This window comes from Erythrobacter donghaensis (genome assembly GCF_002155425.1).
GTDB classification, from domain to species: Bacteria; Pseudomonadota; Alphaproteobacteria; order Sphingomonadales; family Sphingomonadaceae; genus Erythrobacter; species Erythrobacter donghaensis.
In genome coordinates, this window is the sequence record NZ_MUYG01000009.1 from 368,506 (window position 1) to 391,411 (window position 22,906).

The following is a 22,906-nucleotide window of genomic DNA, read 5'->3' on the forward strand; positions in this document are numbered from 1 at the left end:
TTCCCTGCCGCCCCGCCTCACCCGGCCTCGGCGACAATCGCCGCCCAGCCCGCCTCGTCGACCACTTCGATGCCGAGTTCGGCGGCCTTCTTGAGCTTCGACCCCGCCCCCGGCCCGGCGACCAGCAGGTCGGTCTTGGCGCTGACCGAGCCCGCCGCCTTCGCGCCGAGGCGTTCGGCCTGCGCCTTGGCCTCGTCGCGGCTCATGGTTTCGAGCTTGCCGGTGAAAACAACGGTCTTGCCCGCCACCCGGCTGGCAACGGTCTTGACCTCGAAACGCGGCGGGGTGACTTCAGAGAGAATATCCTCCCACACCGCGACGTTGTGCGGTTCGTGAAAGAAATCGCCCAGCGCCTCGACCACGCTGGGGCCGATACCGTCGATCGCGGTGATTTCGCTCACGGCGTCCGCGTCACCTTCATGGGCGCGCTCGGCCAACGTTCGCAACGCGGGCAATTCGTGCAGGTGCTTCATCAGATCGCGCGCGGTCACCTCGCCGACATGGCGGATGCCGAGGCCAAACAGCAGCCGCGCCGCATCAGGCGCGCGCTTGGCCTCGATTGCGGCAAGGAGATTGTCGATCGACTTCTCCTGCCAACCTTCCAGCGCAAGGATATCGCTGCGCCGCTTGCGCAGGCGGTAGATGTCGGCGGGGCTTTCGAGCCAGCCCAGCGCGAAGAATTGCGCGATGGTCTTCTCGCCCAGCCCCTCGATATCGAGCGCCTTGCGGCTGACGAAATGTTCGAGCCGCTGGGTGCGCTGCGCCGGGCAGATCAGACCGCCGGTGCAGCGGACATCGACTTCGCCATCTTCCGCCACCGCCTCTGACCCGCATTCGGGGCAGTGATCGGGGAAGGCGAAGGCGGGACGGTCTTCCTCACGAGTCAGGTTTTCGACCACCTGCGGGATCACATCGCCCGCCCGCTGGATCACCACGCGGTCGCCGACGCGAAGTCCAAGCCGCGCGATCTCGTCACGATTGTGGAGCGTCACGTTGGTGACGGTGACGCCGCCCACCAACACCGGCGCCAGCCTGCCCACCGGGGTCAGCTTGCCAGTGCGACCGACCTGAATATCAATGCCCTGCACCACAGTCTCGGCGCGCTCGGCCGGGAACTTGTGCGCCAGCGCCCAGCGCGGGGCCTTGGCGACGAAGCCCAACCGCTCCTGCCAGTCGAGCCGGTCGAGCTTGTAAACCACGCCGTCGATATCATAGGGCAGATCAGGCCGCGCCTTCCCGATGGCATCGAACCGCGCGACCAATGCCTCCGCCGCGCCCTCGACCCGCGCGAACAGCGGGGAGACAGGGAAGCCCCAGGCCTTGAGCGTCTCGACCACCTCGGTCTGGGTCGCGCCCGGCACCGCCGATGCCGCGCCCCAGCCATGCGCCCAGAACCGCAGCGGACGCTTGGCGGTAACGCTCGCATCCTTCTGCCTCAGGCTTCCGGCAGCCGCATTGCGCGGGTTGGCAAAGAGCTTTCCGCCCGCTTCATGCTGCGCAGCATTGAGTGCGGTAAAGGCCTGTTTTTCCATATAGACCTCCCCGCGCACCTCGAACACCTCGGGGACGCCTGCGGGCAGGCTTTGCGGGATGTCGCGGATGTAAGCGACATTGGCGGTCACGTCCTCACCCACCTGCCCGTCCCCGCGCGTCGCGGCCCGCACCAGCTTACCGTTCTCGTAACGCAGCGAGCAGGAGAGGCCGTCGATCTTGTCCTCGGTGGTGACGGCCAGCGGCTCGCCTTCGGGAAGGTTAAGGAAGCGCCGCATCCGCGCCAGCCACTCCGCGACTTCCTCGGGGCTGAAGGCATTGTCGAGGCTCATCATGCGAACCTCGTGGGTCACCTTGCCCAGCGGCGAGGCGGCGATGGCGTGGCCCACCTTGCGCGAGGGGCTATCGGCGCGCACCAGATGCGGAAAGGCCGCCTCCAGCTCGGCATTGCGGCGCACCAGCGCGTCATACTCCGCGTCGGAAATCTCGGGCGAGTCTTCCGCGTGATACAGCCGGTCGTGATGCGCGATCTGGCGGGCCAGCCGCATCAATTCATTGGCAGCCTCCGCTTCGGAGAGATTTGTCGCGTCGGTCATCGGTCAATCACACCCGTCAGCACCAGCAGCATCTCAAGTTCGTTGGCGGCATAGACCGGGTCTCCGGGGGTGATGATCGCGAAGTGGCTCGCGCCCGGGTTCTCGCGGATGGTCAGGGTCTCCGCACCTTGCGCGAGGCTGGCTTGCGTTGCGGCAGAGGGCGCGGGGAGCTTTGCCTGCACGAACAGCACCCGCTCGAGCCGGGGCGCAATGGTGGCGGGCGCAATCGCCGTGTAGCGTTCGGGGAAGCGCTGGGGCTCGCCGCCCATGAAGGGATCGACCGCCGAGAACTGGCACAGCGCGTCGAAGGCGGGGCGCTCGGCCCCGACATCGCCGGGCCCGTCGAGCACGATCGCCCCCGCCACCGGCACCGCCGCGCGCACGCCGACGGGGCCGTCCGCCCCGTTCCCGCGCGCCAGCCACAGCGCGGGAAGTCCGCCTGCCGAGTGGCCGACCAGCGTCACCCGCGCCCGGTCGATCGGATAGCGCGCGGCGACCTCGTCGATCAGCTTGGCTGAAGCCGCCCAGTCCGCGAAAGACCCCGGCCAGCCGCCGCCATCGCCGACCTCGCGGTAATCGACATTGAGCGTGGCGATGCCTTGGCTCTGCCAGCGCGTGGCGAGCGGGGCCATGTAGGCTTGGCTGGCGATGCCGGTCTTCCAGCACCCGCCATGATAGATCACCGCCAGCGGAAACGGGCCGTCTCCCTCGGGCAAGCGCAATTCGGCAAAGCCGCGCGGGTGGTCGGCATAGCGCAGCACCGCGTCGGGCTGCGATGCGACGAGGTTGGCGTCGGTGCCATAGGTGGCGTTGTTGGGCTGCACGGCGGCGGGAGCCTCCTCGGGCGAAGGGGTGGCGGGGGTGCAGGCGGCGAGCAACATTGCACTGGCGCTCCACCACCCCCATCCCCCTCCTCTAAAGAGGAGGGGAGTATCGCGGCACCGCGTCACGTCTCCCCCTCCTCTTTAGAGGAGGAGGAGACGTGACGCGGTGCCGCCTGCGCGTCCCGTTCAATCTCGATCGGGATCCCGGTCGGCATGACCTCTTCGGGGCGGTCCCGGTTCGCGATCCAGCCGGACGCCATCACCACAAGTAATCCGGCGAGCGGCAGTCCGAAACCCCACAGCACCGCGCGCCCCGTTGCAGCGCCGATGATCTTGAAAAAGACCGCCATCAACGACCCGACAATGAACACTAGGCCGAGGCCCGCGAGGATGAAGATTGCTGCAATGCCATCGCCAATCCCGCCGACAAACATCACACCCCCTCCAGCAGCCGGTCCGCCTGAGCGCGTGCCTCGGGAGTCACTTCCGCCCCCGACAGCATCCGCGCGATCTCCTCCTGCCGTCCGGCAGAATCGAGCAGCACTACGCTCGTCTTCGTCACCGTGCCGCTTGAGGCCTTGGCGATGAAATAGTGCTGCACACCGCGCGCAGCGACCTGGGGCGAGTGCGTCACCGCCAGCAATTGGCCTTCGCGCGAGGCCAGCCGCGCGAGCCGCTCGCCGATCGCGCTCGCCACCGCGCCGCCCACGCCGCGGTCGATTTCGTCGAAGATGATCGTCGCCGCCCCGCCCTGCTCGGCCAGTGCGACCTTGAGAGCGAGGATGAAGCGCGAGAGTTCGCCCCCCGAAGCGATCTTGTTCAGCGGCGCGAAGTCCGCGCCTGGGTTGGTGGAGATCAGGAACTCCACGCTGTCCATGCCCGAAGCGCTCCAGCGGTCTTCCGGCAACACGGTGACTGCGGTGCGGAACCTTGCGGCATCGAGCTTGAGCGGGGCCAACTCACCCGCGACCGCTTCATCGAGCCGCCCTGCCCCCGCGACCCGCGCGGCGTGCGCGGCTTCGGCCAGCGCGACATAGGCAGTGCGCGCCTCCTTGGCGGCAGCTTCGAGCGCATCCAGCTGCGCCTCCCCGCCCTCGATCGCGTCGAGCCGCGCGCGCATGGTGCGCATCAGTTCGGGCAGATCGTCGACCTCGCAGCGATGCTTGCGGGCGGCGGCGCGCAGTTCGAACAGGCGCGTTTCGGCGCGTTCCAATTCGTGCGGATCGTGCACCAGTGCCTCGGCGGCGAGGCGCAGCTTGTCCTCGGCCTCGGTCGCTTCGATCACCGCACGATCGAGCGCGGCGAGCGCTTCGGTCAGCAGCGCGTGCTGATCGGCGATCCGGTCAAGCTTGCGCGCCGCGACCCTCAAGGAAGCGAGTGGCGAATCCGACCCGTCCCACACATGGCGCAGGGCCTCCAACTCGCCCGAGAGCTTCTCGCCCTTCTGCATGTCGGCACGAGTCAGCGCGAGGCGGTTTTCCTCGCCCGCGACCGGCTCCAGCTCGGTCAATTCGGCCAGATGGGCGATCAGCAGATCCTGATCAGCCTTGGCCTGTTCGACCGCATCGCGCGCCTCGGCCAGCTGCGCCTCGGCCCGCGCCCAGTCGGCATAGGCGCGCTCAAGCCCGGCGACGTCGGTCCCGGCATAGCGATCAAGCAGCGCCCGGTGCCCGCGCGGGTTGACGAGGCCGCGGTCATCATGCTGGCCGTGGAGTTCAACCAGCGCAGGCGCGAGTTCGCGCAGCAGCGCGACGCTGGCGGGCTGATCATTGATGAAGGCCTTTGACCCGCCGTCAGCGCGCACCTGCCGCCGCACCATCAGCGGCTCGCCCGGTTCGATGGCGATATCGGCATCGTCGAGCGCGGCGGCGATTGCGGGCGGGAGCGCTGCGAATTCAAAGCTGGCGGTAACGCTCGCCTTGTCCTCGCCCGCGCGCACCAGAGCGCTGTCCGCACGGTCGCCCAGCACCAGCCCCAGCGCATCGAGCAGGATCGACTTGCCCGCCCCCGTCTCCCCGGTGAGCACGCCAAGCCCGCGCGCGAAATCGAGATCGAGCGCTTCGATGAGGACGATGTTGCGGATCGACAGGCGGGTCAGCATGGGCGTGAGAACAGATAGCGCACAGACTGGCGCGCGTCACCTGAAGAACGCGCGCCAATCCCCAAGCGCAAGCGCCTATTCCCCGGCGGCGGGAACGGGCGCGTTCTTCACGTGGGTGTCGAACCAGTCGATCATCTCGGCCAGCGTGTGCAGCACCGACTCGCGCCCGCGATAGCCGTGGTCCTCGTGCGGCAGCATCACCAGCCGCGCGGTGCCGCCGGTGCCCTTGACCGCCGCGAACATGCGTTCGGACTGTTCGGGGAAGGTGCCGGGGTTGCTGTCGTTCTGGCCGTGGATGAACAGGATCGGCTCGTTGATCTTGTCGGCCGCCATGAAGGGGCTGAGGCGGTAATAGGTCTCCGGCGTATCCCAGAACACGCGCCGTTCAGACTGGAAGCCGAAGGGGGTGAGCGTGCGGTTATAGGCGCCCGAGCGTGCGATCCCGGCGCGGAACAGATCGCTGTGCGCCAGCAGGTGCCCGGTCATGAAGGCGCCATAGCTGTGTCCGCCCACGCCCACCCGCACGCCGTCGCCAAAGCCGCGTTCGACGGTGAAATCCACCGCCGCCTGCGCGCTCGCCACAACCTGTTCGATGAAGCTGTCGTTGACCGTTTCCGGGTCCGCGCCCACCACCGGCATCGCCGCCCGGTCGAGGACGGCATAGCCCTGCGTCAGGAAGAACAGCGGCGAATAGCCGCCGATGCGGGTGAACAGCCATGGGGAATCGCGGTTCTGCCCGGCGGTCGCCGCGTCGTTGTATTCAAGCGGATAGGCCCAGATCACCACCGGCAGCTTGTCACCCTGCTTGTAGCTGGCGGGCAGGTAGAGCGTGGCGGTGAGATCGACCCCGTCGGCGCGCTTGTAGGTCACCAGCTCGCGCTTGATCCCGGTGAGTTCGGGATGCGGATCGGGGAAGTTGGTCAGGAACCGCGCGGTGCCGCCATCGTGCAGGCGGACATTGCCGGGGTTGGTCGGGCTTTCGTAGGAGGTGACGAAGGTGCTGCCATCACGGCTGAGCACATCGACCACGGTCTCGAACTCCTCGCCCGCATTGCGCCACAGCTCCTCGGTTTCCAGCGTGGCAAGGTCGAAGCGGCGCAGGAAGGGGCGGTAGCCTTCGGGCGTCGCGCCGAGGCCTGAAAGCAGCAGCTTGCCGTCCACCATCCGCGCCACGCGGGTGCCGCGGTCGCTGGTGGTGAACAGCGGATTGCCCGGATCGGCATAGGCGTCCTGCGCATTGCGGATGCTCAATTGGCGCGGGGCATTGCTGCCGGTGACATCCACGAGCGTCTGGCGAATCTCGCGCGTGTCGCGGTCGTAATCATAGGCGACGATGTCGTCGCTGCCCTCGATCCCGAAGGCGCCCGAGGCACGGTCCTCCATCCGGGCGAGCACCCGTCCCTCGCCCTTGAAGGGGGCGGCTAGCGCAAACAGATTGTCGCGGTTGTCGGTCTTCACCCGCGGATCGCCGCCATCCTGCGCTTCGGTCCAGAGCAGCAGCGCATCCTCGGTCGGATGCCACTGGATGCTGCGCCGTCCGGTGACGACGCCCTGAACGGGAAGCGCATCGGCGAGCGGCTGCTTGGCGATGGTCTCCACCAGCTTGCCGTCCATCGTGTAGACCGCGCTGGTGGTGGGGAAGCGCGACCACGGCACCTGATAGGAGAACGGCGGCTCCAGCCATTCCATCAGCAGATATTTGCCATCCGGCGACGGCGCGACCGAGGTGTAGATGCGCGCAGGCCCCACCGTGCGCTTGCGGGTTCCGTCTGCCGCCATGATGACCGGCTGCGAGGTCGTCATCCAGGTGAACATCGCCTCGTCATGCGGGTTTTCGAGCAGGTCCTGCCAGGTGCGGTTCTGCGCCTGCTTGCCGCCGCTGGCGGTCTGGATCGCCGGCCCGCGCGGGGTGAGGGATTCGACCGGCATGGGGCCGCGCCCCTCGGGGATGGTGAGAACCAGCAGCGACCCGTCGGCGAGCCATTCGGGCGACTGGAAAATCGGGTTGAGCCCGCCCGTCATCACCTTGCGCGCGGCGGCGGTGGCGGTGTCGAGCACGTAGAGATCGACCGCGTCGGGGCGCGTGTTGGCGAACACCACCTTGCCCCCATCCGGCGTCCAGGCAAAGCGCGACAGGTCGGCATCGGCGGGCAAGGTGACCGTGCGGGTCTGACCGCTGGCGATGGTCTGCAAGCTGAGGCCTACCGCCGAGCGGGTGCGGTGGCGATCATTTGTCGCCGCATCGAGCCTGAGCCCGGCGAGCTTTTCCATCGGCTTGGCGAGATCGGCGACCGGCGGCAGCGCCTCACGCTCGATCAGCAGCAGCTGGTCACCGCCGGGCGAGACCGAAACGCTTGGCGCCGGGGCGCGGGTGACGATGTCGGCAACGGCAGCAGGCGGCAGGCGATAGCCATCCTCCTGCGCCGCCGCCATCGCGGGGATGCTGACACAAAGCCCGAAGGCGGCGGCAAAGCGGATGGTTCTGGAAATGGCTGTTCTCCCCTGATCACAGGACTTTGACCAAGCCCGTCAGGCTGGTCAAGACCCGCGCAAATGCAGCGGAGAGATTGGAAAAGAGGGCAGTCACACGGCTGCATAGCAGCCGCATTGCCGACTGGCCTCAAGCAGCGGAGCGATAGGCCACGAAGAACACCCGCCCGCAGCGGGCGCGGCTTTGCCGCGCGTCTAGCGAGGACGTGCGCCCGGACGGGCGCACCCAAACCTAAGACGCGGTCACGCCCTCGGCATGACGGTTCACCAGCTTGAAGGCGCGCTCGTACCATTCGTTACCCGGGTAATTGGCGCCCAGCACCGCGGCATACTTCACCGCTTCCTGCGGCACTCCAAGCGCAAGGCTGCTCTCGCACAGGCGGTAGAGCGCTTCGGGCGTGTGGCTGGTGGTGTCGAACTTTTCCACGACATTGCGGAACCGCATGTCGGCGGCGAGCCACAGGCCCATGCGCTGATAGTGGCGGCCGATCTCCATTTCCTTGCCCGCAAGGTGATCGGCCACAAGGTCGAGCTTCAGACGCGCGTCAGCCGCATATTCGGTCTGCGGGAAGCGCCGGTTGACCTCGCGCAGCGCGGTCTGCGCCTGCTCGGTGATCTTCTGGTCGCGGTTCACATCGCTGATCTGCTCGTAATAGGAGAGCGCGATCAGGTAATAGGCGTAAGGCGCATCCTTGTTGCCCGGGTGGATCGACAGGAAGCGCTGCGCGTTCTGGATCGCCTTGTTGTAATCGCGCGCGGTGTAATAGCTGAAGGCGCTCATCAGCTGCGCGCGGCGGGCCCAGGGCGAATAGGGGTGCTGGCGCTCGACCTCGTCGAACAGCGCCGCAGCCTGCAGCGTATTGCCCCGATTGAGCCGCCGCTGCGCCTCGGCATAGAGCGATTCGACGTCGCGCGCGACATAGGCAACGTCCTTGCCCTCGGTCCCGCCGGCACAGGCGGACAGGGAGGCGAGCGTAAAGGCGGCGAGAGCAGCGCCTAGAACAGAGCGGGGCGCGAGGCGGATGGTGAGCTTCGATTGCATGCCGCGCGGTATAACGAGGGGTAGCGTGAATGGGAAGTGAAGGTGTGGGGGTTCTAGCGCGGCGGCCATTGCCCCGCAGCCTTCATCGCCAGCACCTCATCCGGCCCCGGCGGCGGCCAGGGGTGGCCGCGATCTTTTAGCACCTGAATGAGACGGTCACGGGCGCGGCCCTTTTCGGAGGTGGGGTCCAATCGGACGAATCCAAGCCAAAAACCAATAGTCACGCCCGACTTGTCCGACGCAAATGGCGACGCTCCGCGCGAAAGAAGGTAGTGCGCAAGCTCGAACTCGCCCGATTGCACTGCATTACTCAAAGGCGTGTCGCCGTTGGCATCGGCTGCGTCGATACTTGCACCTGCATCGAGCAACATTTCGGCAACATCACGCCGCCCACCTGACGCAGCACGCCAGATCGCACTCTGCGATCCGACAATACCATTCGGGCTTGCGCCTGCCTCCAGCAGATATTGCACAATCCTGAAATCCGCACCGCTTGCAGCGATGGCGATAGGAGCGCGTTCGGCAGGAACATTCGGATTGGCGCCGCGGCGCAAGATTTCGCGAACAGCCTCGACCTTGTTGCCCTGCACTGACAATGTCAGCAGTGTATCATTTTGCGGGCCAGCAAAATCAAGTTTGCCTGCTGCTGCGGCCCGCGCGATTTCGTTTGCCCCGCCACCATCGACAATCGCCTGAGCTGCTTGATGCACAACGGGATCGGGGAACGCAGCGTCGGGAACTTGAGTCATTGAATCACCATCTCCACCCCGACAGCTTGCTAGTAAAATCGCAAGCGGCAAAGTCGCCGCCTTTGCTATCGCCGCTGTCAGACGAAAGCCAATGCCGCAAGTTTTCACTGGCAGCCCAATTGCTTCTGTTGCATTTCGATTCCGTCGAGAAGGAGCCCAACGCCATGTCCTTCTAATACGCCTGGCGGTTCCTTGCTTGGCGGTAGCGGCAGTGGACGGCGAGTCCCGTAAGCCTGCGGGAGTACTGGAGTTCCTGTGACTTCGTTCTTGGCGATCCAGAGCTTGAGCGGGATCTTGAGAATGCCCCCCACTTTGGGGATCGCTCCGACGGCGGAGGTCAAGCCCTTGAGCACAGGTTTGCGGTTATCTTGCAGCGCATTGAGCGGATCTGCCGCGTTGAAGTAGGCATTGACCGGCCCGGCAAATGATGCTGGCCGACCGGTTACTGTATGCATGTTCAGACCGGCTGCGTTGTAGGTCGATGCGCCATAGCCCGAAACATACGCAGCCGCAGATGCCATCCCTCCGCCGAGAGAGTGTCCGGTGAACGAAACCGCAGCTGGCTTTTGCCCTTGCATCTGTGCGCGCCAATCAGCGAGCCTGATTTTCTCAGCGATTTTCATGGCGTTGTTATAGTGGGGCGTTTCGAAGCCGGAACCTTGTTGGACATTGGATAGCCAGTCCCCCCCCGTTTGGGTTCCGCGAAATGATACAACAAACTCGTCCGTTCCGTCTGCCTTTATGCGCTTGTACACGCGCGCTCGGAATGTTTCTCCATCAGGTTCAAGCAATTCTTTTGGATTCTCGACACCCATGAATTTCTTGAGAGCAACGGCATCTTGTGGGTCATTGGGATTAAGAGCCGACCATCCGGAGCTTGCCATGTGATCCTCAAGCCGTTTTTTGCGCTTGGGATCGTCATCCTTGCCTTGGTTCATATAGGAATGATCAGCAAGAACTGCCTTGTCTTTGGCCTCAGCCAAGCGGGTGCATTCGGCCTTCTTGAAAGGACATTCCTGCGTGGGGCATCCGGCAACTTCCTGACTTAGGTTTTCATGTGCAGTGCCGTATGCATTCTTGATCTGTTGTTCGCGTGCACTGATTGATTTTGCGCGAATGGCGTCCTTTGCCGCGACTGCCCCTGCAACGGCAGCATCCTTGGCAGCCACCGCTCCGGCCACGGCGGCATCCTTCGCCGCTACAGCCCCCGCAACAGCCTGATCCTTGGCCCAGACAGCCGCATCTTTGGTCGCAATCGCGCCCGCAACAGCCTTGTCCTTGGCCCAGATTGCAGCATCCTTGGTCGCCTCGGCAGCGTCGGCGATCTTGTCCTCTACGTAATTGACCGCCCTGTAGGTGTTATACGCGGCCTTGGCCGTCACCGAAGCGACTTTGAAGGCAACCTTGAAAGCGGTGCCCCAGCCCATTTACTGCTCCAGAATCCGGAACAATTTGACGGTGAATTCCTCCAGCAATTCGGCCTTGCGGAACTCGTCCTCATGGCTGGTGAGAATGCCTTTGGCGGCCGGGTTCTGCTCGACGAAATCAGTCCCCAGCAGCCCTGCGGTGATGGCAAAGGCACCGATCGTCTGCTCGGTGGTGAGGCCGTAGGACCGCGCTTCCTCCACCAGCAGGCGGACCTGCGCGGAAAAGGCGGGCTCAGGCTCGGAGGCAAGATCGGGCACGGCTTCGCGCAGCACCTTGCCGAGCTTCGCGATGAAGCGCGCCTCAGCGTCATGCTCGAATGCGGCGAAGACCTCGGGCCCAAGCTTCTGCATTATTTACCCCCAATGCCGTGCCTTCGTATCACAGGATCCATGCGATGAAAACGCACAGCGTCGTCAGCCCCCTAAGGCAACTGCCTCCGCTTGAACCGCCGCGCGCTCGCCGCGTCGCTGTCGTCCTCGATGAAGGTGGCGAGGTTGCCGAGGTCGATGCTCAGAGGGTCGTTGTCGCCGTCCATCTCGGACATAGCGATGCGGTCGGAGGCGGAGACCACGCGATAGCGGATTATGGCGAGGCCCTACGTGCGGCGCACGTCGATCATGCTGCCTTGCATTAATAGAGCGCCAACAACCCCACATCGCAACGCGCTTGCCATTGAGGCAAACCCATTTCACATTGTGTCTTCAACACTTTGCAAGGAAGCCGGACATCGAACGCGCGCGCGCAGGACCCAGCGTAGCCAATCTCTTCGCACGCGGCGCCATCAGCCTGGCTCTCGCAGGCTGTGTCTGCAGCTGCCAGCCAACCACCTCACAGAACACTGTGGCCAGCAAATTCGAATGGTACGCCACCGAAAGCGCGCCGAAGGAATATCCCGTCTATTTGCTGACGTCGTTTTTCCGTCTGCGCGATGGCGCAATCGAAGGGCTGCCCAGCGACCGGGTGGTCAGCACCGGCTGGGGGGAACCGGGCTCGGTCCAGCTGATCGGTGACCCGTTCAAGGCTCCGCCCCAATTGCTCGACATCAGGTGGTACGATCTGATCGCGCGACAAGGCTATGGCGGCGAAATCGCGGTGGACAGCGATGCCATCGAAGACCGGATGCGCGCGGGCCTGCGCAACGAGGATGGCGGTGAGGCGCACCGGGTCGAAGCTGTGCTCGTCGGCATGGCCCCCGGCGGCGATCTCGGCCTGTGGGTCACCGGCGGGCGCGTGACCCATCTGGTGTCGATGCACCGCCTGCCGCTGATCGACATCCCGATCGCAGACATGTCCAACGATCCGGCCGACACTCACGCGACCTTCGCCGACCGCTACCTCGATCTGCTGCTGCCCGGGAAAGCCGCCGGGGCCGACCGCATCCCGCCGCCCGAGGGCCAGTGGCAGGCCTATGCCCGGCGGACCGATTACCGCCCCATCGTGACCGGCGAGTTCAAGGGCGATCTGTTGTGGATCACCTTCCGCAACGGGGAGACCGACTGGTTCGATCTCTCCGGCGCGCGGGCCCAGCCAAGCTCGGTCGAAGCGGCGGGGCTGGCGCTCCCGGTCAAGGCCGACTTTACGTGGAGCGGCCCCACGGGGCGCAAATTCGTGGCTCTGGTGGAATTCGATCCGGCCGAGGTTGAGCAGGCCTTCACATCGCTCGCCGAGCGGAGCGATGCGCGCCCGCTGGTGATCGAGTTCGAGCCGGTCGAGAGCACGCTGACGGTGGACGTGTTCCTGCGCGCGGGCAACCAGTTCTACCGGTTCGAGAAAGCCAAAACGGTCGTCTTCGCCCCCTGACGCCGCGGCCGGATCGGACTTTCCTACTCGGGCGAAATATGGTGCGCTTGCCCCCATGACCCGCCGCAAAGACCCCCGCTCCGCCCGCTCCCCCGTCCCCGCCGGAGAGCTGCCCCCCTTCACCCCCGTCCCGCGCCTGTGCAACCGGCACGACGGCTGGACGCCCGAACGCCAGCTCGGCTTCATCGAGGCGCTCGCCGACACCGGCAGTGTCGAGGCCGCTTGCAAGGCCGTCGACATGAGCACCGTCGGTGCCTACCACCTGCGCCGCCAGCCCGGCGCCGAAAGCTTCCGCAAAGCGTGGGAGACCGCGCTCCAGCTCGGCGTGCAGCGGGTCGAGGATGTGACGATGGACCGCGCGCTCAATGGCGTGGAGGAACCGCTCTACTCATACGGCAAGCTCATCGGCACCCGCCGCAAGTACAACGACCGGCTGCTGATGTTCATCCTGCGCAACCGCGCGCCCGAGCGCTTTGCCGCAGGCGGCGGGCCGCGCGGCCTCAACGCGGTCAGCCAGATGCAGCTCGACAGGCTCAAGAAGCAGTGGCGCAAGGAATGGGAGGCCGAACAATGCCATGTCTCCCCCGCCGATGTGCGCGCCAGCATCGACCGCAAGATCGAGGACCTCCGCCGCCGCATCGAACGCGAGCGTCCCAACCGCTACGCCGCGCTCAGCGACGAAACCCGCGCCGCCTTCGCCCACTTCTGCGCCCTGCGCGACCGCGACCTCGCCGCGATGGACGCAGACGAAAACACGCGACGCATGGTGGAGGCGCGGCTCGACACCCCCGCAACCCACTTCGACCCGCCGGAGGTTCCGCTGCTGCCGGAACCGAAGCGTGCTGCGGAGGAGGACGGCGGCGTCCCCAAGGCGCCCGAGTGGGTTCGCAACCGGCGGAAGAAGGCACCGCCTCCGCCGCCTCGGACGGAGTGGACGCTTAAGGATGAGGGGTTTGATCCGTAGGGGCGAGGCGGCGCTGAACCTCCATTCGGAGAGGGGGGACCATTGTAGCCCGTGAAGAGGCGCGCAAAAACGATGCGAAGACAGGAAGCGCATAGAGTTGAAATTAACGTGGCACTCTGTGAGCCCCTCGCCCGAACGAGTTCAACGAACCCACATTTTTGACTGCGCAAGATGGCTCCGTTGACAAATCAGTACTGTCAACCAACGTTCATTTGGCGACTTGCAGGGACATTTCCGCAACCCTGCATCGGAACGATCGCTGCAGCAATCTCTGATAATCCCCTACTTTTCCACCGCGAAAGTTCAAATGTCTCAGGATTATGATATTCCTTCGGCCTTAGCCGACGCTAAAAATTCTGCGGGGCGAACAGCGATTAACCATATCCAAAAGTAAGGCAGCTCAAATGCGAATTGACTCTATAGAAGTTCAAAACTTCAGAGGGATAAGAGAAATTGCTCTTCATGACCTTAAAAGTACAGTCGTAATCGCGGGAGCAAATGGCTCGGGGAAATCATGCATATTTGATGCAATTCGCCTCCTTAAATCTGCATACGGCGGCTACCAACAAAACGAATGGCATCATTGGATGTCAGAATTTCAAATAAATTTTACCAGTAATTCAGACGCTTTTCGATCTTTCTTTCAGGATCAAAATAAGAAACTGTCGATAAGATGCGAATTCAGATTAAATCCAAGCGAACGGAAATATCTGGAATTGCATGGTGAAGAACTGGTTCGCAATTCTGTCTGGAGATTAATAGCTCCAGAAATGTATGGTTGGTCATCCTATCGAGCGGCACCTATGGCTGCACAATATAGGGACCGCGAACCTGAGGTGACGGAGAGAACTCTACAACAACTCGAAATCTTGATGAAGGAATTAGCTCAGGAAACAGTCGTTGGTCATTTATGGGCTGATTCAGGTTCCGACATTCACTTTTCTCCCTCGAAGGCACTGGAAATTATCTTCAGTAGCTTTCTCCCGGGAGAGCTTGGACTGATTGATTATCATGGCCCTCAACGAATGTATAATCGCGAACTCCTTCAAAACGTGAATCTCGATTTAACGTCACAAGATCAACATAGCAAGCAACACGCTCTTTATAATTATAATAATAAATACAATACAGTCAAAACGGAAATGGCTAGTAGCTACATAAAGGAGCTTTTGGCGAAGGAGGCCGGTGTTCCTTTTTCTGAGCAAAATGCGATTGCGACCACCCTAAAAGAATTATTCGCGACATTTTTTCCCGACAAATTTTTCGTCGGACTAAAGCCGACAGCAGATGGCGGCTTAGAATTCCCTGTTCGCACCGCATCGGGCGCAATTCACGACCTCAACGAATTGAGCGCCGGCGAAAAAGAGGTTCTTTTCGGGTATCTTCGGATCAGAAACTCCGCACCTTGTTACTCAATTATTCTGCTAGACGAGCCTGAGCTTCACCTAAACCCGAGGCTAATTCAGGGATTGCCTCAATTCTACCATCAACATCTAGGGGTAGCATTAGAGAACCAGATCTGGCTCGTCACCCATTCAGACACCTTGCTACGCGAAGTAGTGGGGCGTCCTGAGTACTCGGTCTTCCACATGACCGGCGCGTCAGTCGACACCAAAACACCCCAAATTTCCCAGCTCACCTTAGCTGAGGATGCAGAAAGGGCATTGATCAGTCTTGTTGGCGACATCGCCGCTTACCGGCCGGGCAAAAAGGTTGTTCTCTTCGAAGGTGGGGGGGACTCAGAATTTGATGTTACATTTACGACCCGATTATTTCCTGAGCTTTCACAGAAAGCAAATGTCATATCAGGCGGAAATAAATTACGAGTCAGAGAACTTCACGACGTCCTCGATCAAGCCTCAAAGACAGGGTCAATACCCTTTAATGTTTACTCAATAACTGATCAAGATAGCGAAACGAAGGAAGTTATATCCTCACCTCGCTTTCAGTGGGATGTGTACCATATTGAGAACTATCTACTTGAAGTGAAATTCCTAAAATCTGCATTGACTGAGCTTGGCGAAAAGATCGCGAACGAGTCGGATGAAAAGATTTATGACTGCCTACGCATGGCCGCAGCCGGTTCGCTCAATAGCCTATTAAGCCACGAAATTTCGTCTCATGTTCGAGCCAAGATGCGACGGCTGTTACAGTTAGGCTTCGATCCTCAACGACCTGACATTGGCACAGCCGTCCATGAAGCATTCGTTCGATCATCTGAAAGTATCGCAGCCCTTCGGGATGGGGAACTAAAGAAGTCGTCAATATTGGCGCTAGAGGCACGGCTTCGCAAAAAATTTGAAAGACAGCTTGGCACTGACACGTGGCGAAAAACATTTCGCGGCCGCGATATCTTGAGGCAATTCGCGCACCAGAATTGCAGAGCGTCGTACGAAATACTTAGGAACGTAATTATCTCACGTATGGCGGACGCCTCATACAAGCCCGCAGGTATGCGCAAGATTATCGACGTTATTCTCAATGATTAGGACTTTTACCGACGTGATAATCACTCCTCCCCCATCCGCAGCGCCGCAATAAACGCCTCCTGCGGAATGCTCACATTCCCGTACTCTCTCATTCTGGCCTTCCCCTTCTTCTGCTTGTCCAGCAGCTTCTTCTTCCGGGAAATGTCGCCGCCATAGCACTTGGCGGTCACGTCCTTACGCAGCGCGGCGATGGTTTCGCGGGCGATCACCTTGCCGCCGATCGCGGCCTGGATCGGGATCTTGAACAGGTGACGGGGAATCAGGTCTTTCAGGCGCTCGCACATGCCGCGTCCCCGCTCCTCCGCGTTGGCGCGGTGGACGATCAGGGACAAAGCATCCACGGGTTCGTTATTGACGAGGATGTTCATCTTCACGAGGTCGCCCTCGCGCGTGCCGATCTGTTCGTAGTCGAAACTGGCATAGCCTCGCGAAATCGACTTCAGCCGGTCGTAGAAATCGAACACCACTTCGTTGAGCGGCAGTTCGTAACTCACCTGCGCTCGGCCGCCCACGTAGGTCAGCTCGGTCTGGATGCCGCGGCGGTCCTGGCACAGTTTCAGGATCGCGCCGAGGTATTCGTCGGGGGTGTAGATCACCGCCTTGATCCACGGCTCCTCGATCGCGTCGATGCGGTTCTCGTCCGGCCAGTCGGCGGGGTTGTGGATGTCGATCACCTTGGCATCCTCGTAGCGCGAATGGCCGAGGTGGATGCGGTAGACCACGCTTGGCGCGGTGGTGATGAGGTCGAGATCGTATTCGCGGCTGAGGCGTTCCTGGATGATCTCCAGATGCAGCAGGCCGAGGAAGCCGCAGCGGAAGCCGAAGCCCAGCGCGGCGGAGCTTTCCATCTCGTAAGAGAAGCTGGCGTCGTTGAGGCGCAGCTTGCCGATACTTTCGCGCAGCTTTTCGAAGTCGGCGGCGTCAACGGGGAAGAGGCCGCAGAACACCACGGGCTGCACTTCCTTGTAGCCCGGCAGTGCCTCGGTCGCCCCGCCCTTCACCGTGGTGATGGTGTCGCCGACGCGGGCCTGTTCGACTTCCTTGATCTGCGCGGTGATGAAGCCGATCTCGCCCGGGCCGAGCTCGGCAAGGTCGGTGCGCTTGGGGGTGAAGCAGCCGACGCGGTCGACGAGGTGCTGCGTGCCGCCCTGCATGAACTTGATGTTGAGGCCCTTGGTGAGCTTCCCGTCGATCACGCGCACGAGGATGACGACGCCGAGGTACGGGTCGTACCACGAGTCCACGAGGCTGGCGGTGAGCGGGGCGTCGATCCGGCCCTTGGGCGCAGGAATGCGTTCGACCACGGCCTCGAGCACTTCCTCGATCCCGATGCCCGATTTGGCGCTGGCGAGGACGGCGTTGGATGCGTCGAGCCCGATAATGTCCTCGATCTCCGCCTTGACCTTCTCGGGCTCGGCGGCGGGCAGGTCGATCTTGTTGATGACGGGGACGATCTCGTGATCGTGCTCGATCGACTGGTAGACGTTGGCGAGGGTCTGCGCTTCCACGCCCTGTGCGGCGTCGACGACCAGCAGCGCGCCCTCGCACGCGGCGAGGGAGCGGGAGACCTCATAGGCGAAGTCGACGTGGCCGGGGGTGTCCATCAGGTTGAGCTGATAGGTCTCGCCGTTCTTCGCGGTGTAGTTGAGGCGCACGGTCTGCGCCTTGATGGTGATCCCGCGCTCCTTCTCGATGTCCATGTTATCAAGGACTTGCTCGGACATCTCACGCGCGGTCAGACCCCCGGTGAACTGGATCAGCCGGTCGGCGAGCGTCGACTTGCCATGGTCGATATGGGCAATGATCGAGAAATTGCGGATCTTGGAAAGGTCAGTCATCAACCCGCGACTTAGCCGCGACTTGGGCCGATGTCATTCGCCAAAAACGCAACACCTAGGCGGGTTGTTTCGCATAGCCGAATTTGGGAATGGCGCCGCCCTTTTCGATGGCGAGAAATGCGCCGGGCGACAGCGCCGCCAGCGGGGCTCCAGCGGCGGCGAGTGCGTAGGGGGAAACGCGGCTGCGGGTGCATAAGCCGCCCGATCCGTCCTCGATCAGAGATTGCTCGAACTCCAGCCCCTGCACGTCGCCATTGGAGCGCGTCACGGTTGCCACCGCCAGCTGGCCGCCACCCAGATCGACCACGAACTGCGTGCCCTTGGGCACATCGGCAAGGCCCTCGATCAGCGCGCCGGTCTTCGAGAGGTTGCGCAGCGTAACCTCGTAGGCATAGTCGTCGTGGATCACCTGGATCTTGCGGAACACCGTCCGCCTGCGCGCGCGGCGGGTGCGTTCGGCTGAGGGCTCGATCTTCCACGTCCCGCCCGCCAGCTCCTGCGCCAGCGTTGCAGCATCGACCGGTTCGCTGAAGATCGGGCCTTCGAGAAAGCGCACGCCGCCCGTGGTGAGTGCAGCGAGCAGGCCTGCGCTCTCGATGCCGCCCGCCATGGTATCCATCTGCAAGGCCCCCGCCAGCGCCACGATCGCGCGCACCAGTCCGAGCTCGCGGCTATCCTGGCGTTCGGCATCGGCCACCAGCTTCTGGTCGATCTTGATCGCATCGAAGGGCGCGCGGCGAAGATAGGCGAGCGAGGAATAGCCGCTCCCGAACTCGTCGAGCGTCAGACGCACACCCAGCTTGAACAGCGCGGCGAGCGTGCGGTCAACGACGCTTGCATCGCCGAAGAACACCGCCTCGCTGATTTCCAGCTCCAGCCGCGCAGGCGTGAGTCCGGTCGCGGTGATCGCATCGCCGATGCGGCTGACGAAATCCTCGGCCAGAAACAGCGCGACCGGCACATTGACCGCCACCCGCACGCTTTCGGGCCAGAGCGCGGCCTGTTCGCAGGCCGCCGCAATCGCCCAGCGCCCGACATCGCCGAGCATTGCTGAGCCTTCGACAATCTGCGCGAATTCCTCTTCGTCGATGATCCCGCGCTGCGCATGGTTCCAGCACACATGCGCCTCCAGCGAGGCGACCGCGCCGCTGGCGGCCTCGACGATGGGTTCGAACCGCAGGAACAATTGCTCCTCGCTCAGAGCCGTGCCCAGTTCCTGTTCAAGCCGGCGGCGGAAGATCGTCTCGTTCTCGAGCTCGCCCGAGAAAAACCGATACTGCCCACGCCCGCCATTCTTGGAGGCATAGAGCGCAAGGTCGGCCGCACGCACGATCTCCTCGCGGCTCACGCCGTCATGCGGAGCGATGGCGATGCCGACCGATGCGCCGATGACGCAGCGCCCCTCTTCGAGGCTGTAGGGCTGGCGCAGCATGGTGATGATCTTCATCGCCAGCTCGCCCAGCACCCCGCGATCGTCGCAATCGGGGATCATCACCTGGAATTCGTCGCCGCCCAGCCGGCCGATCTCGCAGTCACGGTCAATCGCGCGGGTGAGGCGCGCGGCAACCTGCTTGAGCAATTCGTCGCCCGCCGCATGGCCGAGCGTGTCGTTGACGTGCTTGAAGCGGTCGAGGTCGAGCATCATCACCGCACAGCTGCGCTTCGCGGTTCTGAAAGCGGTCAGCGTGGTTTCGATCTGATGCGCCATCCGGTGGCGGTTGCTGAGCCCGGTGAGCGAATCGTAGCGCGCCAGCCGCGCGGTCTCCTCTTCGCGGTGATATTCCTCGCTGATGTCGGTGCCGGTGCCACGAAACCCGGCAAAGCTGCCGCCCGCCGCCTGCACAGGCTGGCCCGACAGGCGCAGCACCGCGCCCTCGGGGCGGCGCGCGGCGCGCACCGCGATCCCGGAAAAGCCCTTGTGCGCCCCCAGCATCAGCGCCAGCGACTTGCCGCGCTCTTCGCGGTCGGCGGCGCAGAAGATCGCACTGAGCGGCTGGCCGACAAGATCTTCCAGCGGCACATTCAGCCGCGCGGCAATCGCGCCCGAAAGATAGGTCAGCCGCCCTTGCGCATCGCTGGCCCAGAACCAGCCCAGCCCGGACTGTTCGAGCTCGTCGAGCATGGCAAGGCGCTCGCGATCCGACAAAGCGGTGGCCGCAGGCGCGGCAAGCGGCGCACCGCGGGCAGCGGCGGGGTTGCGGGACGACAAGAGACCCTTGAGGGACATGCCGTGTATTCATCCTCCTGAGCGCGACGTGCCCATGACCGTCGGGGTGATCGGTCAGGGCCTCGTCTCCAAGGAGTAAAGTCCGATGGTTATTTTTGTCCTAAGATCCGGGCCCGGCGTTGCCCCAAGTTCACCTCATCAGGCTGGCGCCAGCCTCTCCAGGCGGGCCCTTGAGCACAGCGATGGCACCATCGGCGCGCCGGCGGAGGGGCTGGTGGAATTCCACCCCGACCCGGTTATCGCGCGCCCAGCGCACTTGGGCGGTCACCGACGTGTCGGCGGAAAATTCGATCCGCATCGCGCTGCCCGGCGGCATGTTCCACAGGCCTTCGATCATCGCCCCGCCCTCTGAGATATTGCGCAGCGTGGCGTTGATGCGGTTGCCGCCATGCACCACCACGACTTTGCGCAGAAGGTTCTGGCGCGGCGCGCGGGCGCATTGCGGGCCGTCGGCCTCCGCCACCAGATCGCCCGAGACCAGCGCGGTCGCCTCGGCAGCGGTCATCGGCGCGAAGTAGATGAAGCCCTGGATATGGCTGCACCCGAGCAGGCGGACGAGTTCGAGTTCGTCGAGCGTCTCCACGCCCTCGGCGGTGGTGTCCATGTGCAGCGCCTGCGCGAGCGAAGTGATCGAGGCGATGATCGCGCCGTTGCGGCTGCCTTCCTCGGTCGCGCCCTGCACAAAGCTGCGGTCGATCTTGATCTTGTCGAAGGGCGCCTTCTTCAGATAGCCCAGCGAGGAATAGCCCGTGCCGAAATCGTCGAGCGCAAGCCGCACGCCGACGCGCTTCAGCGCCCGGAACATCGCTTCCGTGCCCGAGCTGTCGCCCATGAACACGCTTTCGGTGATCTCCAGCTCGAGCCGCGAGGGCGCGACCCCGCTATGGGCCAGCGCATTGGCGACGATGGCCGGCAGATCGGGATTGGCAAATTGCAGCGCCGACACGTTCACCGCACAGCGGATCGAACGCGGCCAGCGCGCCAGATCGGCGCAGGCGGTGCGCAGCGCCCATTGGCCGATGCGGTCGATCAGGCCCGCGTCCTCGGCGATCGGGATGAACTTCACCGGGCTGATCGGTCCACGCTTGGGGTGGTTCCAGCGCATCAATGCTTCGAACCCGACGATCTTCTCATCCGATGAATGGACCACCGGCTGATAGTGCAGCTCAAGCTGGCCCTTGGCGATCGCATCGCGCAAATCCTGCTCCAGCTCGGCGCGCTCTTCGGCGGCAGCGTGCAGGTCTTCGGCGTAGAAGCGGTAGCAGCCGCGCCCGGCATCCTTGGCGGCATAAAGCGCAAGGTCGACATTGCGGATCAGATCGTCACTCGATGCGCCATGTTCTGGCGCGAGCGCGATCCCGACCGACGCGCCGATCACCACGCTCTGGCCCTCGATCGAATAGGGCTGCGACAAGGAATTGATGATTTCCTGCGCCAGCTGGCCCAGCATCGCCCGATCCCGGTGGCCGGGGATGATGACCTTGAATTCGTCGCCGCCCAACCGGCCGCAGCGCCCGCCGGTGCCGATGGTTCGTTCGAGCCGCTGAGCAACCTGCCGCAGCAGCGCATCCCCCGCCGGGTGGCCGAGGGTGTCGTTGACCTGCTTGAAGCGGTCGAGATCGAGCATCAGCACCGCACATTCACGCTCGCGCCCGCTGGGTGCGGCGAGGATCTGCTCCAGCGCCTGGCTCATCTGCACACGGTTGGCGAGGCCGGTCAGGGAATCGTAGTGCGCAAGGCGCGAGACCTGCTGTTCGGACCGGCGCTTTTCAGTGAGGTCGGTGCCGTGGCCGCGGAAGCCGCAGAAATTCTTGTAGCTGTCATAGACTGGCCGGCCGGTGAGCGCCCACCAGCGTTCGTCCGCACTGGTGGCGGCGCGCACTTCGACATCGTGGAACGCCGAGCGGGCCGAAAGGTGGAAGCCGAGCGTGCGCTCGGCATCCTCGGCACCCTGGCTGGGATCGACGATGTCGCCAAGCGGGCTGCCGATCACCGCTTCGCTGGTCTTGCCCAGCACCAGAGCCGCCTTGGGCGAGATATAGGTGATGAGCCCGCGCCGGTCGGTTTCCCAGAACCAGCCCTGCCCGGTCTCCTCGAAACTTCGCAGGATATCCTCGGCGCGCGCAGCCACCCGTTCGCGCGCTTCGCGGGCAACGCGGCGGCTTTCGGCGGCCTTCCATTCGAGCCGCGCGATCAGCGACAGGGTGATCGCCGCTGCGACCACAGCGGCATAGGTGAGCAGGCCCGGAACCAGCACCGCAAAACCGGTCCAGCTGGCGATGTTGGCGCTGAACAGCGAGATGATCCGCGTGCCGAACAGCGCAGCGGCTGCGGCGTTGATGCAGATCAGCGTGGCGATTGCCCATTGCCAGGGCAGGCCTTCACCCACCCAGAGCGCAAGAGCAAAGCCCGCGCAGGCCATCGGCAGCACGATGCCCACCAGCATCACCGCGTAGCGCACCGACCCCACGCCCTCGGCGCGGCGTTCGATTGCGGCAAGCAGCGCACCGCAGGCGAACGGCGCCGCCGATGCCAGCGCCGCAGCCCAGATGAGAGTGGACGGCAAGCCCTGCGACACCACCACCGCGATGGCATAGGCAAACAGCAGGAACAGGGACATGCCGCCGACCTTGCGGGGCATGAAGAAGCTCTGCTCGATGGCGGGCTCGTCGATCCCGGTGTTCAGTGCGCCGGGAAGCAGTTCCTGCGCACGTTCGATCCCCCGCCGTTCGGCGCGCGCTCGCTGTTCGCGCGGGCCCGCGTTCGCCTCGGCCTTGGCCCTGGCGAGAGACCGCAGCTCGCGCCCGCTCCCGATGGGGGGCGGTTCGGGCAACGCAAATTTCCGGATCGGTTCGCCAGACATTGTG

At 63.7% G+C, this 22,906-nt stretch carries 16 protein-coding genes; 3 read left to right on the forward strand and 13 right to left on the reverse strand.

Annotated elements, in window-relative coordinates; translation table 11 throughout:
• Positions 1–17: 17 nt before the first annotated feature.
• The 10 genes from ligA to BZF59_RS16230 all read right to left on the reverse strand — a co-directional run bounded on the left by ligA (position 18) and on the right by BZF59_RS16230 (position 11,292).
• Positions 18–2,087, reverse strand: coding sequence for an NAD-dependent DNA ligase LigA (ligA, locus tag BZF59_RS08070; protein ID WP_086607735.1), 2,070 nt, complete (start codon positions 2,085–2,087; stop codon positions 18–20).
• A complete protein-coding gene (locus tag BZF59_RS08075) occupies positions 2,084–2,968 on the reverse strand; it encodes an alpha/beta hydrolase family protein (protein ID WP_086607736.1) in 885 nt (294 codons plus the stop codon). The genes ligA and BZF59_RS08075 overlap by 4 nt, the downstream gene beginning before the upstream one ends.
• A gap of 65 nt (positions 2,969–3,033) precedes the next feature.
• Complete coding sequence (locus BZF59_RS08080) at positions 3,034–3,345, reverse strand: hypothetical protein (RefSeq protein WP_086607737.1); 312 nt, start codon at positions 3,343–3,345, stop codon at positions 3,034–3,036.
• Positions 3,345–5,012, reverse strand: coding sequence for a DNA repair protein RecN (gene recN, locus BZF59_RS08085; protein ID WP_086607738.1), 1,668 nt, complete (start codon positions 5,010–5,012; stop codon positions 3,345–3,347). The genes BZF59_RS08080 and recN overlap by 1 nt, the downstream gene beginning before the upstream one ends.
• Before the next feature lie 75 nt (positions 5,013–5,087).
• The gene (locus BZF59_RS08090; protein WP_086607739.1) at positions 5,088–7,445 is read right to left on the reverse strand and encodes a S9 family peptidase; all 2,358 of its coding nucleotides are present in this window, start codon (positions 7,443–7,445) and stop codon (positions 5,088–5,090) included.
• A 289-nt stretch (positions 7,446–7,734) separates the two neighbouring features.
• Positions 7,735–8,544 (reverse strand): outer membrane protein assembly factor BamD, encoded by an 810-nt coding sequence (locus BZF59_RS08095; protein ID WP_086607740.1) that lies wholly within the window; start codon positions 8,542–8,544, stop codon positions 7,735–7,737.
• A gap of 53 nt (positions 8,545–8,597) precedes the next feature.
• The gene (locus BZF59_RS08100; protein ID WP_086607741.1) at positions 8,598–9,293 is read right to left on the reverse strand and encodes an ankyrin repeat domain-containing protein; all 696 of its coding nucleotides are present in this window, start codon (positions 9,291–9,293) and stop codon (positions 8,598–8,600) included.
• A gap of 104 nt (positions 9,294–9,397) precedes the next feature.
• Positions 9,398–10,720, reverse strand: coding sequence for a Tle-like phospholipase domain-containing protein (locus tag BZF59_RS08105; protein ID WP_086607742.1), 1,323 nt, complete (start codon positions 10,718–10,720; stop codon positions 9,398–9,400).
• A complete protein-coding gene (locus BZF59_RS08110) occupies positions 10,721–11,071 on the reverse strand; it encodes a hypothetical protein (protein ID WP_086607743.1) in 351 nt (116 codons plus the stop codon).
• Positions 11,072–11,142: 71 nt separating this feature from the next.
• A complete protein-coding gene (locus tag BZF59_RS16230) occupies positions 11,143–11,292 on the reverse strand; it encodes a hypothetical protein (protein WP_158094290.1) in 150 nt (49 codons plus the stop codon).
• A 269-nt stretch (positions 11,293–11,561) separates the two neighbouring features.
• Here BZF59_RS16230 and BZF59_RS08115 point away from each other — a divergent pair, with 269 nt between their 5' ends.
• The 3 genes from BZF59_RS08115 to BZF59_RS08125 all read left to right on the forward strand — a co-directional run bounded on the left by BZF59_RS08115 (position 11,562) and on the right by BZF59_RS08125 (position 15,974).
• Positions 11,562–12,521 carry a DUF2931 family protein gene (locus BZF59_RS08115; RefSeq protein WP_245806070.1) on the forward strand — a complete coding sequence of 320 codons (960 nt, stop codon included), beginning with the start codon at positions 11,562–11,564 and terminating at the stop codon, positions 12,519–12,521.
• A gap of 55 nt (positions 12,522–12,576) precedes the next feature.
• Positions 12,577–13,485, forward strand: coding sequence for a hypothetical protein (locus BZF59_RS08120; RefSeq protein ID WP_245806071.1), 909 nt, complete (start codon positions 12,577–12,579; stop codon positions 13,483–13,485).
• A 404-nt stretch (positions 13,486–13,889) separates the two neighbouring features.
• A complete protein-coding gene (locus BZF59_RS08125; protein ID WP_086607745.1) occupies positions 13,890–15,974 on the forward strand; it encodes an AAA family ATPase in 2,085 nt (694 codons plus the stop codon).
• Positions 15,975–15,994: 20 nt separating this feature from the next.
• Here BZF59_RS08125 and lepA read toward each other — a convergent pair whose 3' ends face one another.
• The 3 genes from lepA to BZF59_RS08140 form a co-directional block, all read right to left on the reverse strand.
• Complete coding sequence (gene lepA / locus BZF59_RS08130; protein WP_086607746.1) at positions 15,995–17,812, reverse strand: translation elongation factor 4; 1,818 nt, start codon at positions 17,810–17,812, stop codon at positions 15,995–15,997.
• A 55-nt stretch (positions 17,813–17,867) separates the two neighbouring features.
• Positions 17,868–20,039 carry a putative bifunctional diguanylate cyclase/phosphodiesterase gene (locus BZF59_RS08135; RefSeq protein WP_245806072.1) on the reverse strand — a complete coding sequence of 724 codons (2,172 nt, stop codon included), beginning with the start codon at positions 20,037–20,039 and terminating at the stop codon, positions 17,868–17,870.
• 130 nt (positions 20,040–20,169) lie between these two features.
• Positions 20,170–22,872, reverse strand: a complete 2,703-nt coding sequence (locus BZF59_RS08140; RefSeq protein ID WP_245806073.1) for an EAL domain-containing protein — start codon at positions 22,870–22,872, stop codon at positions 20,170–20,172.
• Positions 22,873–22,906: the final 34 nt, after the last annotated feature.